13 protein-coding genes are annotated in these 14,191 nt (G+C 49.8%); 11 read left to right on the top strand and 2 right to left on the bottom strand.

The features are described from left to right. The first annotated feature begins 206 nt into the window (after positions 1-206). The gene (locus ACJJI5_RS15920; protein WP_445354607.1) at positions 207-806 is read left to right on the top strand and encodes a CPBP family intramembrane glutamic endopeptidase; all 600 of its coding nucleotides are present in this window, start codon (positions 207-209) and stop codon (positions 804-806) included. Between the two features lie 109 nt (positions 807-915). Here the strand turns inward: ACJJI5_RS15920 and ACJJI5_RS15915 are convergent, their stop codons facing one another. Together ACJJI5_RS15915 and ACJJI5_RS15910 are read right to left on the bottom strand one after the other, a co-directional pair. Continuing rightward, positions 916-1,563 carry an oxidoreductase gene (locus tag ACJJI5_RS15915; protein WP_445354606.1) on the bottom strand — a complete coding sequence of 216 codons (648 nt, stop codon included), beginning with the start codon at positions 1,561-1,563 and terminating at the stop codon, positions 916-918. Between the two features lie 217 nt (positions 1,564-1,780). Further along, positions 1,781-2,209: a DUF4174 domain-containing protein gene (locus ACJJI5_RS15910; protein WP_445354605.1), complete on the bottom strand. Its 429-nt coding sequence runs from the start codon at positions 2,207-2,209 to the stop codon at positions 1,781-1,783. A 279-nt stretch (positions 2,210-2,488) separates the two neighbouring features. Between ACJJI5_RS15910 and ACJJI5_RS15905 the strand changes: the two genes are divergently transcribed. The 10 genes from ACJJI5_RS15905 to ACJJI5_RS15860 all read left to right on the top strand — a co-directional run bounded on the left by ACJJI5_RS15905 (position 2,489) and on the right by ACJJI5_RS15860 (position 14,051). Continuing rightward, positions 2,489-3,883 carry an MFS transporter gene (locus tag ACJJI5_RS15905; RefSeq protein WP_444914207.1) on the top strand — a complete coding sequence of 465 codons (1,395 nt, stop codon included), beginning with the start codon at positions 2,489-2,491 and terminating at the stop codon, positions 3,881-3,883. A gap of 244 nt (positions 3,884-4,127) precedes the next feature. Beyond that, positions 4,128-4,637: a hypothetical protein gene (locus ACJJI5_RS15900; protein ID WP_282932151.1), complete on the top strand. Its 510-nt coding sequence runs from the start codon at positions 4,128-4,130 to the stop codon at positions 4,635-4,637. Positions 4,638-4,639: 2 nt separating this feature from the next. After that, positions 4,640-6,670, top strand: coding sequence for a tetratricopeptide repeat protein (locus ACJJI5_RS15895; RefSeq protein WP_445354604.1), 2,031 nt, complete (start codon positions 4,640-4,642; stop codon positions 6,668-6,670). Further along, positions 6,667-9,801 (top strand): tetratricopeptide repeat protein, encoded by a 3,135-nt coding sequence (locus tag ACJJI5_RS15890; protein WP_445354603.1) that lies wholly within the window; start codon positions 6,667-6,669, stop codon positions 9,799-9,801. The genes ACJJI5_RS15895 and ACJJI5_RS15890 overlap by 4 nt, the downstream gene beginning before the upstream one ends. Positions 9,802-9,833: 32 nt before the next feature. Further along, on the top strand, positions 9,834-10,418 hold the full coding sequence (locus ACJJI5_RS15885; RefSeq protein WP_413662567.1) for a tetratricopeptide repeat protein: 585 nt from the start codon (positions 9,834-9,836) through the stop codon (positions 10,416-10,418). Further along, positions 10,415-10,735, top strand: coding sequence for a hypothetical protein (locus tag ACJJI5_RS15880; RefSeq protein ID WP_444897817.1), 321 nt, complete (start codon positions 10,415-10,417; stop codon positions 10,733-10,735). The genes ACJJI5_RS15885 and ACJJI5_RS15880 overlap by 4 nt, the downstream gene beginning before the upstream one ends. Positions 10,736-10,804: 69 nt before the next feature. After that, on the top strand, positions 10,805-11,536 hold the full coding sequence (locus tag ACJJI5_RS15875; protein WP_444897816.1) for a MotA/TolQ/ExbB proton channel family protein: 732 nt from the start codon (positions 10,805-10,807) through the stop codon (positions 11,534-11,536). Next, positions 11,536-12,126, top strand: a complete 591-nt coding sequence (locus ACJJI5_RS15870) for an ExbD/TolR family protein (protein ID WP_445354602.1) — start codon at positions 11,536-11,538, stop codon at positions 12,124-12,126. The genes ACJJI5_RS15875 and ACJJI5_RS15870 overlap by 1 nt, the downstream gene beginning before the upstream one ends. Beyond that, complete coding sequence (locus ACJJI5_RS15865) at positions 12,123-12,662, top strand: ExbD/TolR family protein (protein ID WP_445354601.1); 540 nt, start codon at positions 12,123-12,125, stop codon at positions 12,660-12,662. Before ACJJI5_RS15870 ends, ACJJI5_RS15865 begins: the two co-directional genes overlap by 4 nt. Positions 12,663-12,671: 9 nt before the next feature. Beyond that, a complete protein-coding gene (locus ACJJI5_RS15860) occupies positions 12,672-14,051 on the top strand; it encodes an AgmX/PglI C-terminal domain-containing protein (RefSeq protein WP_445354600.1) in 1,380 nt (459 codons plus the stop codon). Positions 14,052-14,191: the final 140 nt, after the last annotated feature.

Here is a 14,191-nt window from a genome sequence, read left to right as displayed (position 1 = left end):
AAACTAAACGGATAGAGGTAGGTTGTTGGCGGAGGATTATGCCTGTCATCATTTTCTGTTAGATTATTGCCGATGGCGGGTGTGCTTATTTCGGCTAATTGAATTTCGATGTGGTTTCTAGTTGGTACGGAATCCTAAGGCAGTCTATTTAGGTACTGAGCCACTCGACTACCTCGATAAACTACTAATAAAAAGGACGGTCACAAATGGATGCTGTTGACCAAACAAAAGGGAATCCACCAGTTTTTCTTTTATTAATTGGCACTCAGGTTGTTTGCTTGTTGCTGGCCCTTCTGGGCTTTTATCTGACTTCACTCAAGGTAGTGATCATTGGTGATAGTGTAGGGTTGCAAGTAACAATTGGCATCATTGGTGCAATGGCTACCTACGGTGTGATGTTGTCGTTAACTCGCTCAGAAACGACCCTTGGCAAGTCAATGCGGCGTCAATCGATCGCCTTGATTCCGCTATTTTCACGATTGTCTTTCTTTCAGCTGCTGTTGATTTCTATTGTAGTCGGAATTTGCGAAGAGCTTTTGTTTCGGGGTTTTTTGCAGTCCTGGTTGTCAGAACTTAGCTCGCCATTGTTGGGGTTATTAATTTCCGCAATTGCATTTGCGCTACTTCATTTCTCATCGTGGACCAATTTCTTTCTGACTTTGGGAATTGGTGTGGTTCTAGGAGTGGTTTACCAAGTGTCCGGAAGCTTATTGGGAGTGATAATCTGGCACGCAGTCTACGATGCAATTGTCCTTATTGTTTTGACTCAATATCCGCATTGGCTAGGGATTAAAGTAAAAGAATAACCGTAATATTCGGGAGCGATTTACTTGTTTTAAGCTCCCGAATTTAACCTTTGGGGTTTAAGGAGCCTCCCAGATTCGCCGAGACATTACGGAATTATTCAGAGGCTCCTTAAGAATTGAATAACTCATCCAAACGCAGGGTCTCAACCCCTGTTCGTTCTTGTCGACTTAAATAAACCATTTTTTTGGCTACTTCACGCCCCTCAATGGGCCTATAACGTCTCAGCCCCGGCAGCATACAAATTACTGGTAGGAGGATGCCTCCGATTTTCTCACCGGGTCGGGCATTTGCACGATCTCCGAGGAGTAGGGAGGGTTGCAGTATACTGATGCGCTTAAATGGAAGTTTCTTGATTTTCTCCTCCAGCTCACCTTTCATGCGTAAGTAAGCACTGGCGCTATTGGCATTGGCTCCGCTGGATGAAACCAGTAAGTAATGGCTGACCCCTGCCTCCGCTGCCAATTGGGCCGCTTTGTATTGATATTCAACGTCAACCTTGTGCTGGGCGGCTAGGCTGCCGGCTTGCTTGCGAGTGGTTCCCAGGCAGGAAAATAGAGTATTTCCCTGGAAAAGAGGAGCAGCCTCCTCCAACCGGTCAAAATCGACAATATGATTATGTATTCTTTGACTTGCAGTGGCTTTGGGGCGTCGAGTGAGGGTAAGTACTTCATCAAAGGCTTCTTCACCAGCCAGTTGCTCTGTGAGATGGCCACCGATAAGGCCCGTAGCTCCGAGGATAATGGCTCTTTTGGTCATTGGAGGTCGATTTCCATTGATTATAAGTTCGCAAGGCTAATAGCGTACTTTAGCGCAAAGATGTCTATGTTTGTTAAAAGTTGCCAGCTGGAGAGGGTGTCTGGTGAGCAAAGAAGGCCGAAGCGTAATTAACTGAGGGAAATCTAACTCTGGGATTCCTCAGTAATTCTGGAAGATACAAAAATTCTCTATCAGATTGTGGATGTTCAATAATTGTTCACTGTGCAGATCCTTGCTGCATCTCATTGCGTCGCATGGGCATACTGTCGATACGTTGGAAAATTTCGACGGCTGAGAATTTATTGGCTTTATACTTTACTTCCCCATCCTTTCCTATAAGAAGCACCTGCATTGCTGGTCCTTGCAGATATTTTTCCCGTACATTTTTAGCAAAATTGTCTGTGACTTTACCGGGGAAGTTAGTCTCAAGGGTGCCGTTAGAAAATAGGAACCATATCAAGTTTCTCTCTGCAAACTGCGGCGCTAACTTGAGTAATTCATTGATTGTGCTATTGGGATCTTCCGGGATATTCAGTAATAGAATGCGGTTTTTCCACTGGAAATCTTTTAGGTCGTTCACCGTAGATCCCTTGGCGAATGTAGAAGAAGTCAACAGAACCAAGACAAGCACAATGAACTTATGCATTTACTAATCTCATCTATTAGCGTGATCTTAGGGGGCTCAGTAGGCTATCCAATCACTAATTCAATTTTCCGGCGCTTGGATGTCCTTTAAGCATAAGATATGAGCTGCCAGTTACAAGGCAGATGATGATCGGTATCGACAGTGAAAACTGACAAGTCAAAAGGCGTGTAAATGAGCGAGTGGTCTAGGCTCTAGGCGGGAGTATTAAAAATATATCGCAAGCTAATTAGGTTCTGAAGGATTACCTGAGCGGCTCGGGTGTCGAGTGAATTACGCAGTATGGCTAAACAGAGCGGCAAAATTACACGAGATCAGTACTTGGGGTTGGCTGCATTAGTTCTCGCGGCCTTCCTTATTAGTAATGACTATACCGCTTTTGCCCCCGCACTACCTGCCATCGAAAGAGAATTCAATGCAGACATAACTAGCTCCCAGTGGATCATTAACGGCTACGCCTTGGTTTTTGGTGTTTTCATCATAACCGGTGGCCGCTTGGCGGATATCTATGGCCGCCGCAGAGTATTTATGATTGGAGCGGGAATATTCGTTTTCTTTGCCGTGCTGGGTGGCTTGGCAATGGATATGTGGATGTTATTGATATCCCGCGCATTGATGGGAGTGGGTGCGGCATTGATGTGGCCGTCCACTTTGGCAATGACTTTTAACCTGTTGACCTATGAAAGGTCAGGGTTGGCGGGTGGTATCCTGATGGCCACCTGTGGGTTAGCGAATGCAGCTGGACCAGTTTTGGGTGGGGTGCTCGCAGATTTTTTCAGTTGGCGATGGATTTTCTTCGTTAATATTCTCCTCACTCTGGCAACAATGCTGGCTTGCTGGTGGGCAGTACCCCCCGATAAACCTCGTGACACTGAGGAAAAAATAGACTTCTTCGGTGTGCTACTACTGTGCACCTCGCTATTTTGTTTGCTTTTTGCACTGGATGTCTCCGCGGAAATTGGTTTCAAGCATCCTGTGGTTATCAGCCTGATCGTTGTGTTCCTGGTGTTGCTCTGCCTGTTTACCATCGTGGAGTATCGAGTTGGTAAAGATGCCCTGATTCCCCCTGATATTGCAAAGAACCGGAAGTTCCTAGCGGTAGGTGTTACGACACTTCTAATCTCCGTAGTATTCCTATCGGCAATTCTCTATGTCCCCCAATTTTTGGCGAATTTTCGTGGTTACTCAGCATTTCAGGCCGGTTTATCTTTGGTCCCTTTAATGGTTGTATCGGGGCTGGTTGCTATTATCTCCGGCCGCCTCTATGAGCTAGCTGGACCAAAATTACTCGTCTCATTAGGTATTTTGGGGATGAGTGTTGGAATGTTCATGCTTTCGAACCTGACTTCGGACACGGGTTTTCTGGATATGTGTCCGGGCTTGGTCGTGTTGGGAGTGGGTATTGGGCTGTTCAATCCATCCAGTACGACTGCGGGTATTACGGTGGTGGAACCTCACCGTGCCAGCTTGGCAGGCGCAATCCTCTATATGTTTAAAATTGGTGGGGGTGCGGTTGGTTTGGGTATGAATGCTACAATTATCGCCTTCGCTCCAGATATACCTTCGGGTATAGATAGAGCTTTTACAGTAAATGCCTACCTAGCCTTGGTTGGTTTGATTGTCTGTATGTTTTTTGTGATCGGTAGGCCAGAGAGCCAAAGCGGAGAACTTTCTTAATCGAAAGTGAATTGTGTCTCACTTCTTTTGTGTTGTAGATCTCTTTTATTTGCTGGAAGTGCTTTTTTCAAAATTTATCCATTCTTTGAGTTTTTGTGAGATTTGAATTTCCTCACATCTGATTAGCCCTCTATTCAATACAATGCCGCAGCTCAAGGCCCTGTTGTGCCTGGGTTTATTGTGGTCCTGTTCCAGGTTCTCTGGCAGGAATTGATAGTTTAGGGTTGGGTCGGAGGTAGGCCACATGTTCAGAATTCTTCAGATTGTACTTTTCTTTCTGTTGGCCAGTACTGGGCATGCTCAGACTATTGATAGAGATGATATCCGTGGCCTGGATGAGCAGATCCAGGATGTTAAGAAAGATGTAATTGATCTCACTGCTGAATTGTCACAGCTGGAGGAAAAGCTCTTATTCCCCTCTAATACGCAGGTAGCTCTTTTTGTCTCGGTGGCTGATGAAAAGCCCTTCGAGCTGGAGTCGGTTGAGGTCACACTGAATGGCAAATTAGTTGCCCATCATCTCTATACCTACCGGGAAATTGAGTCCCTGCAAAAAGGTGGGGTACAAAAAATATACACGGGCAATGTGCAGGTGGGTGGGCATCCATTAGAGGTTAGTTTTCTCGGTAAAACCCCATCGGGAAAAGAGTATCGGGCTACAGCTTCCTACACCGTGGAGAAAGCAGTGGGTCCTAAATTTGTCGAGATTAAGGTTCTGGGAACCGAGTCCACGATAAACTTCAAGGACTGGTAATCATGCTCAGGTCCCTGGTAAATGTGTTGTCCTGTCAAACCAGGATGATGCTTGGTGCTCTATCCCTTTGTTCTTTGGCTGCTCTCCCCGCTGCAGCGGCGACTGAACCGCAGGAAGAACTTAAAGACCTGTTTTTCGGTGCGGCAATGTTTCATGCCCATCAGGAAAGTTATTTTGATGCGATTGTGGCACTGGACACAGAACTTGCTCAGTATCACCGCTTAGATCAGCCCGAACTCGATCCTTTCAGTGCGCACTTGGGGCAAGCTGAGTTTTCGGTGGGTGACTTGGAATTGTCCTATCGAATGCACAGGGAGGCCGGGCGGGCTATTGAGGCTGTACTGCAGGGAAATGTTTCCCAGCCGGTGCGCAATGAAGCCGCGTATCGACTGGCAAAAATTCACTATCACAAACAACAGCCGCGCAACGCCTTACATGCCCTGGAAATGATTGACGGGCGGGTTCCCGAGAGGGTCCGTGCAGATGAGCAGTTTTTGCGTGCTCGAGTCTATATGCAGCTCGGTCGATTCGAGGAGGCTGTAGAACTGCTGCAAGACCTGAAGGGTGAAGAGTCGCTAGAGGGCTTTGTTTCCTTCAATTTGGGTATTGCCCAACTGAAGGCGGGAGAAGAGGAGCGCGGTGTTCTGGAGTTGACTGCACTGGGAAGAAAGCGCAGTTCAGAGGCGGCCCTGCAGGCCCTTTACGATAAAACCAACCTCTTATTGGGCTCCCATTTAATGGAGCTGGGCAAGCTGGAACTGGCGCGCCCCTATTTTGATCGTGTAAACCTCGATGGCCCTTTTTCAAACAGGGCGCTGCTGGGTGCTGGCTGGGTAGAGGCCCGCGCGGGTCGCTATGATCGGGCACTGGTGCCCTGGAAGCTGTTGCAAGACCGCAAAGGCACCAATGAGCCAGTGCAAGAGGTCATGTTGGCGGTGCCCTATGCCTACGGCAAACTGGATGTCCACAGTACTGCTGCAATTAATTACGGCCGCGCCTTAGACGCTTTCGGGCGTGAGATCGATACCCTCACACAGTCTATTCATAGTATTCGCAAAGGTAAGTTCCTTGAGGCGCTGCGTCGTAAAGAGGCCACCCAGGTACAGAACTGGGTAGTGGCCTTGCGCAATTTACCGGAAGCCCCCGAGACCCATTACTTACTCGACCTGATGGCGTCCAATGACTATCAGGAATTTCTGCGTAACTATCGCGACCTCAACGATTTATATGAGCGCAATGAAGAGTGGCTAAAAAGCCTGACAGCCTACGAAGATATTATTCGTATTCGCCGCAACTATTACGAGCCCCTGTTGCCGGAGCTGGACAGGCAATTCCGTGAACTCGACGCCCGTATCAAGCTGCGGATGGAGCAGCGCGATCAGTTTGCCAGTCGTATAGAGCAGATGCTGATCTCCCGCCGCCCAGAATACCTGGCAACGGCCGAAGAGCAGGAAGCGCGATTGAAGCTCCTGGAACTTAGCGGAAAAATTGCTGAGCATCCCCAGGGCTTTACTGAAACTACTTTGGAGCGGGTTCAGCGGCTCAAAGGTGTATTGGATCTGCGTCTTTCCTTTGAGTACGACCAGCGACTGACCGAAGCCTACAAACACCTGGCGGAATTAAACCAGGAGATCGAAAGTCTCCAGTCTGTTTACGATTCCTTTGTGCGCAGTCGCCAGGCGGCAACTCACAGCTATACCGGTTACGACCGCGATATTACTCGTTTGCGCGCGCGGATCCAGCAAACCCAGCGGCGACTGAAAACCCTGATGGCGCGCCAGGGCACCATGCTTGAGGCATTGGCAATTGCTGAGTTGGAACGCCGTCGCGCACAGTTGGAAAGTTATCAAATTAAAGCCCGCTTCGCCCTGGCAGACAGCTACGACCGCGCTAATGAGCTGCAGGAGCAGCGTGAAGATGAATTTAAGGTAGAGCAGCACAAGGCACTGTTGGAAGAGCAAATCCCTGAGGAGAATCCACCGGAGATGGAGCCGGTGGAGGAAGAAGAATCAGCAGAGGGAGGTGATTCGTGAGTAAGTTGCTCAAATCTAAATCTCGAGCTGGTAAATCTCTCAATCGCGCCGTCGGTCTTCTCTCTGCACTTATAGTGCTAGGGGGTTGTGCGGGAAACAGCGGCAAGACCATCGGCAGCCTCCAAAATGTCGAAGTAGAAATTAAGGAAGAGCATATTGATGGCAGCCTGGAGAAGGCACTGGCCAGCTACCAGAAGTACTTGCAGGAAACCCCTGAATCCAAGCTGACCCCCGAGGCGATGCGCAGGATTGCCGACCTGAAAATCAAGCAGGCACACCGCGCTGAAGATGCAGAATTCGATAACCTTGCTGGAGTAGCTGCTGGAAGCGGGGCGGTGATCTCTGTCGATGCGTCAGAAGCTATGGCTGAAAATACCTTGGATGCTCCAGAGAAGACAGCGCCGGTGGCGAAGGTAGAGCCGGTAGTGGCTGAGGCGCAGGCCCCTGGGGTTGTCGAGTCTGATGAGGAGTTTGAAACCCGGGCTAGTGGCAGCATAGAAATAGCTGCAGATGAAACCCCGCTTGAAGCGCCGGGCGTTGATTCTGAAGAGATGATGTCAGCCAATGCCCGCGAGGCCATCGATCTCTATATTAAATTACTGCAAAAGTACCCCCTGTATCACCGCAACGACCAGGTGATGTATCAGTTATCCCGGGCTTATGAAGAGGCGGGAGAGATTGATGCAGCGGTGGATGTATTGCGCCAGCTGGTGGCCAACTATCCGGACTCGCGACATATCGATGAATCCTGGTTCCGGTTGGGCGAATACTATTTTACCCGCAAGAAGTTTCTCGATGCGGAAGAGTCCTACGGAAAAGTTATCGATATTGGTGTGATATCCAGTTTCTACGAGCTTGCCCTGTATAAACGCGGTTGGGCGCTGTTTAAGCAGGATATGTATGAAATGGCCCTGGATGACTATATCGCCATGCTGGATTACAAAGTCTCCCAGGGCTATGACTTCGACCAGAAAAACAATAAGGGCGAGCGCAAGCATATTGACGATACTTTCCGTGTAGTCAGCTTGAGTTTTTCTTACCTGGAAGGCCCTGATTCGGTTGTCGATTACTTCTCCCGCAAGGGCAATAGAGATTACGAATTCCGGGTATATAGCCAGCTGGGTGAATATTATTTGGAGAAGCGTCGCTACCAGGATGCGGCAAAATCCTATATTGCGTTTGTTGATCGAAACCAGTTGCACAGAGTATCTGCGGATTTCTCAATTCGTGTTATTGAAATCTACAGTAAAGGCGGCTTTCCCAAACTGGTGCTGGAAGCGAAGAAGGATTTCGCCACTACTTATGCACTTAATGCCGATTACTGGACTGTCTTTGATATTAATGAATACGGAGAGGTCGTTGCCTTCCTGCAGACCAACCTGATCGACCTCGCCGGGCACTACCATGCGGCTTACCAGAATAAGAAGTTAAAAGACAAGAAGGCCGAGAATTATCGCGAGGCGATTCACTGGTATCGCAGCTATCTCGATTCCTTCCGGGAAACTGAGCGCGCACCGGAAATCAATTATCAGCTTGCCGGATTGATGTTGGAAAACCGGGATTTCCATGGTGCAGCTCTGGAGTATGAGCGCACGGCCTATGAATATCCTGCGCATAAGGATTCCAGCGAAGCAGGCTACGTAGCGGTTTACGCTTATCGCGAACATCTGGCCAATAACTTAAAAGATGCAACGGATGAGCAGCGTGCACCACTATTGCGGGAAATTATCCGTTCATCGCTGACATTTGCAGCCACATTCCCTGAGCATGCCAAAGCCCCTCAGATCATGCTTGGAGCGGTGGAGGATCTTTACGGGTTAAAAGACTATGCCCCGACGATCGCCAATGGCCGTTCACTGTTGGAGCAGTTCCCCACTGCGGAGCAGGAGATTAGACGTTCTGCCTGGCTGCTGGTGGCTCACGCTTCTTTCGATACTGCGGCCTTTGCGGATGCAGAAATTGCTTACGGTGAAACTTTGATACTGACTGCCCAGGATGCAAAGGATAGGGCGGGTCTGGTAGATAACCTGGCGGCTTCTATCTACCAGCAGGGTGATATGGCCCGTAAGCAGGAGGATCATGCAACCGCAGCGAGCCACTTCCTGCGTATTCGAGGTGCTGCACCTGGCGCGACCATTCTGGCTACGGCGGAGTACGATGCTGCCGCATCATTGATCGTTCTTAAGGATTGGGTACAAGCGGCAACGGTATTGAATAACTTCCGCAGTCACTTCCCGGAGCATGAGCTGGCGAAAGATGTCACCAAGAAGTTGGCAGTGGTTTACCAGGAGAGCGGTGAGCTGTTGCTGGCAGCTGCGGAATTTGAGCGTATTGAGCGGGAATCCGAGGACGATGAAATACGCCGTGAGGCCTTAACCCAGGCGGCAGATCTTTACGCAGCGGCAGAAGATAGCGCTAAAGCGCTGTCTGTTTTGCGTCGCTACGTCGATTATTTCCCCGAACCCATGGAGCCGGCGCTGGAGACCCGCCAGAAAATTGCCGATATCTACAAAGTGTCCGGGAATCAAAAGCTTTACATGGCAGAGCTTCGTGAACTGGTGAAAGTTGAGTCCCGCGGTGGTTCCCAGCGCAGCGACCGCACCCGTTATCTCGCCGGTAATGCGGCCCTGCTATTGGCTGAGCCCAGTTTTGAGGCTTTCACCCAGGTGGATTTGGTTGCGCCTATCGAGAAAAGCCTCAACCTCAAGCGCAAGCGTATGAAAGCAGCCACCCGTGCATTTACTGACCTGATTGATTATCAGGTGGCCGATGTGACCGCGGCGGCAACCTTTTACCTGGCTGAAATTTATCTCCACTTTAGCGTGGCCCTGAAGGACTCGGAGCGTCCAACCAACCTGAATGCCCTGGAGCTGGAAGAGTATGAGTTGGCATTGGAGGAGCAAATTTATCCCTTCGAGGAAAAAGCCATTTCTGTTCACCAGAAGAATGTCGAGTTGCTGGGCGTCGGTATTTATAACCCCTGGATTGATAAAAGTATTGGCAAGCTTGCTAATTTAATGCCCGCTCGCTATGCACGGGCGGAAGAGGCTGGAGAGTATCTCCAGACTATTGTACCCCTGCCGCCAGAGCCGGAATTGCCCTCTGCGGGATCAGCAGTTTCGGGTCAGTAATAACAGGCATTTGCCTTTTGGAGTGGAAAGTTATGCAAAAACAAATGCGTTTGTTTTTTCTGGTGGGCTTAGCTTTGTTGTTGGCAGCTTGCGCCAGCACCCAAACCAAGTCTGGAAAAATCTCTGATTATTCTTCGGTGCGGGTATCGGGCAGCGTGAGTCGGGACTTTGAGCGATCCCTGGAATATCTTGCCGAGCAGGATTATGCGAGTGCTATTGAACTTCTGCAGTCAGTAGTGGAGCGCGAGCAGCGCCTTCCGGCACCCTATATCAATCTGGGTATTGCCCACTATAAAAGTGGCAATGAGGCAAAAGCGGAAGAGGCTTTTTTAAAGGCATTGGCGCTGGACGAAAAGCATCCGGTGGCAACTAATGAACTGGCTGTTCTCTACCGAAAGCAAGGGCGCTTTGCCGAGGCGCGAAAAATATATGTGAATGCTTTGGCAGAAAATCCAGAATATCTACCTTTGATAAAAAATCTGGGCATATTGTGTGATCTGTATCTGCAAGATCTCCAGTGTGCTCTGGCACAATTCGAACAATATGTTCAATTGGAGCCAGAGGACCGGGATGTCACTATCTGGTTAGCTGATATTCAACGGAGGGCTGGCAAATGATTAAACTTCGTTGGGCTTTGCCATTCGTGGCCAGCTTTATGGTTTCCCCTTATGCCTTGGCTCAGTCTGAGGGAGAGGAGAAAAAAGAATCTACCGATAAAAAAGTGGATTCAAAAATTAAGGAGTTGTCGGGTATTTCTATTATCGGTAACAAGGAAGCCCCTAAGTCTCTCTATATTGTCCCCTGGAAAAGTTCCGAAGTGGGTGTCGAAAGCGACCTTGTCTCCAGCTTGATGGACGACAAACTCAAACCGCTCGACAAGGAAGTTTTCATGCGTGAGTTGGAGTTCTATCAACTCAGCCTGTCCGGCGATTAACGCCATATTGATTCTGGCTGTCGCCGGAGTAGCACCAAGTTTTAGCTGTATTTCTCAAGAGGGTTTGTAATGGACTTTTTCAATAACGTCATCGAGTTTTTCCAGACGGGCGGTACTTTCATGTATCCGATTCTCGTGGTTGCCGCACTGGGTGGTGCAGTGGCTATCGAGCGCTTTATCCGACTGCATTTGGAGCGCCGCAGCAACCGCAATATGTGGGATAAGCTGCAGCCGGTATTAGCTTCAGGAGACTTCGATCGCGCTCGCAACCTGGTAAAACAGGACGAGTCCAGTGTGAGCAAATTATTGTCTATGGGGCTGGCCCGGCAGGGAGCTGTTCGCCGTCGTGAAGATATCGAAATCGCGATGGAAGAGAGCATGATGGAGATCACTCCACAGCTGGAAAAACGCACCCCTTACGTAGCTTTGTTTTCCAATATCGCAACTTTGCTCGGGCTTCTGGGAACCATTATGGGGCTGATCGAAGCCTTTACAGCGGTTGCCAATGCCAACCCGGCAGAAAAGGCAGACCTACTCTCCGCCAGTATTTCCGTGGCGATGAACACCACCGCCTTCGGTCTGATGACTGGTATCCCGTTGTTGATCGTCCACGCACTGCTGAACTCACTCACCGGTGAAATTATCGATAGCCTGGAGATGGTCTCAGTAAAAGCATCCAACCTGATTGATGGTGCAACCCGTCGCCGCTTTGAAGTGGAACCTGCGAAATCCAAGCCGTCTAGTGAAAAAACTACACCAGCTAAAACCAATCCAGTAGCACAGCAAGCGGAAACTGCGTAATGAGAAGGCGGCGCCACGGGCGGGATAAAGAAGCTCCTGAGCTGGATATCACTGCTTTCTTGAATTTGATGGTGGTATTGGTGCCTTTTCTATTGGTATCGGCGGTATTTTCGCGGGTGACAATTCTCGAACTGAATATGCCGAGTGGTGCCGGTGGTGGAGCACCGGATGATCCCACGGTTACGGTGGAGGTAGTTGTGCGAGAACAGGCCGTGGAAATCAGTGATGGTGAAAAGGTTATCGCACGTTTCCCCAACCTGAATATCGATGGCGAGGGTGAAAATGCTCCTATTGTGGCTCCCGTTGGAGCAGATACAGAACAGACTGAGATTCTCGCTGTGCTGCCCACAGCAGAGGTGTATGACCTTAAAAAGCTCACGCAGTTTTTGTTGGAAGTTAAGGCCAGTTATCCGGAAAAAACTGATTCCATCATCCTGATGGAGCCCACAATCGCCTATGAGCATTTGGTGGGCATTATGGATACTGTGCGCGGAGCTGAAGTACGGGTTGAGGGGAGTGATCCCAGTGATCTGGATGCGGTGGAAAAGGTGGTTTTATTTCCTGATATTTCCATAGGAGATGCGCCATGAGAAATGAAAGCCGACGCATGAAGCGTATGGCGCGAAGCCATAAGCGCAAGAAAACCTCGGGCATGAACCTGACTTCCCTGATGGATGTTTTTACGATCCTGGTGTTTTTCCTGCTGACTAATACCTCCAGCAATGAAGCGCTGGAGCCTCCCAAGGTGATTACCTTGCCGGACTCAGTGGTAGAGACCAAGCCCCGGGAAACGGTGACCTTGATGGTGACCAATGATGAAATCCTGGTGGAGTCCAGCTCGATAATTGCCACCTCTGAAGTGTTGGAAAGCGAGGAAACCATTATTGCGGCCATTAAGGAAGCGATGGTTGCAGAGCTGGCCAAGGCAATTGGAGTTGCACAGGCCTCGGCAAATTCAGGTGAGGGTGATGTCGAGGGGGGGCAGGATCCAGAACCACCGGAGGTCAATATTCTCGCGGACAGAGGCATTCCGTTCAGTTTGCTGAAAAAGGTGATGTCCAGCTGTACAGACGCTGGCTATACCAAAGTTTCACTGGCGGTTATTCAGAAAGCATCTCAGGGTTAATGGAAGTTTGTGAGTAATTTTCTTCAACAACAGCGGGCGGTAGGTGAGGCGCTTGAGGCGGTTCACCATCGCATGCAGCTGCTCGAGGATGAGCGGCACCAGATCGAAGAGAAGCTGGCTGAATTGCAGGACCAGGGGTCCAAGTACCAGTTGCTCGACGAGATTTCCGAACGCCTGCGCAAGCTTGAAGAAGCGGGCGCGGGAGAAATGTTCTGGGCGGAAGATTATCGGGAGAATGCTTCTGCTCAGGTTATCGAGCGGATCGGCCAGTCGACGCGCAGTTTTAACCAGAGCCTGGACCAGCTGCGCGAAGAGCGCAGTGCTTTACATAACAGCATAAGCGAGTGCCAGGAAGAGGTCTTTGCGTTGGATGAGCGCGCGGATGAGCTGCGCCGCGAGGAGGAAGAGTCAAAGTTCGAGTTCGAGATAACACGGGAATTCGAGCAGCCCAAGTTCCGCCCTATGGTGATGCCATGGCACAAGCAGGGCGAGGACGAAAAGCGTTTTCGCCGCTGTGTCTTTGCCTCACTGTTTATCGCCGCCTTGCTGGGCTACCTGATTCCTCTGTATACGGTGCCCCAGCCCGAGTCTCAAATAGTGGAAATTCCCGAGCGCCTGGCCAAGCTGGTTATTGAGAAGAAAACCAAGCCCAAGCCACCGCCGGAGCCAGAAAAAGCCAAGCCTAAGAAAGAGGAGAAAAAACCGGAGAAGAAGCCTGAGCAGAAGGTAGCCAAGCAGGACCCGAAACCCTCCAAGGCGGAGAAAAAGCAGGCGCGTAAAAAAGCTGAGCGATCCGGTGTTCTCGCCTTTAAGGATAACTTCCAGGACCTGATACAAGATGATCTGGATAACCGCCTCGGCCAGCAAACCCAGCTGAGCACGGCCGGTAAAAAAGAGAACCGCAGTCAGCGCTCACTGATCACTGCAGCATCTACCGCGGGTAGTGGTGGTATCAATACGGCAGAGCTGAGTCGCAATGTGGGTGGATCTGGTTCGGACTTGGGTGGCGTTGCCTTTGCGCGAGTGGAAAGTTCTATCGGTACTGAAGGTGACTTTGCCGGTGAGGACCGTCCTCTCAGTGATGGTGCTGGTCCGTCGCGGACAGATGAGGAAATCCAGATTGTTTTCGATCGCTACAAGGCCACCTTGTACCGTATCTACAATCGTGAGCTGCGTAATAATCCCGCGCTGCAAGGTAAGATGGTGTTGAAGATTACTATTGAACCCAGCGGATCGGTTTCTGCCGTGAGTGTAGATTCCAGTGATGTGGATTCTCCGTCACTCAATGCGAAAATTGTGGCTAGGGTCAAACGATTTAACTTTGGTGAAAAGGCCGGAGTGCCGACTATTACCATCCTTTATCCGATTGACTTCTTCCCGCCAACCTAGACTGATAATTGGCCGGAACCCGCTGAATAGTGGGTTCCGGTCGTTTCAAACTGATGAAATTTTCGTCATACCTGTTCAGTTATTATTTGTCCGTTCTGAACAAAATTTTCCCTCACAGAGGGCCCGCCTGAGAACCACTT

Source organism: Microbulbifer maximicatervae (SeqCode), from assembly GCF_052467955.1.
Note: the sequence above shows the minus strand (reverse complement) of the source record. Positions and strands in the feature narration are given on the sequence as shown.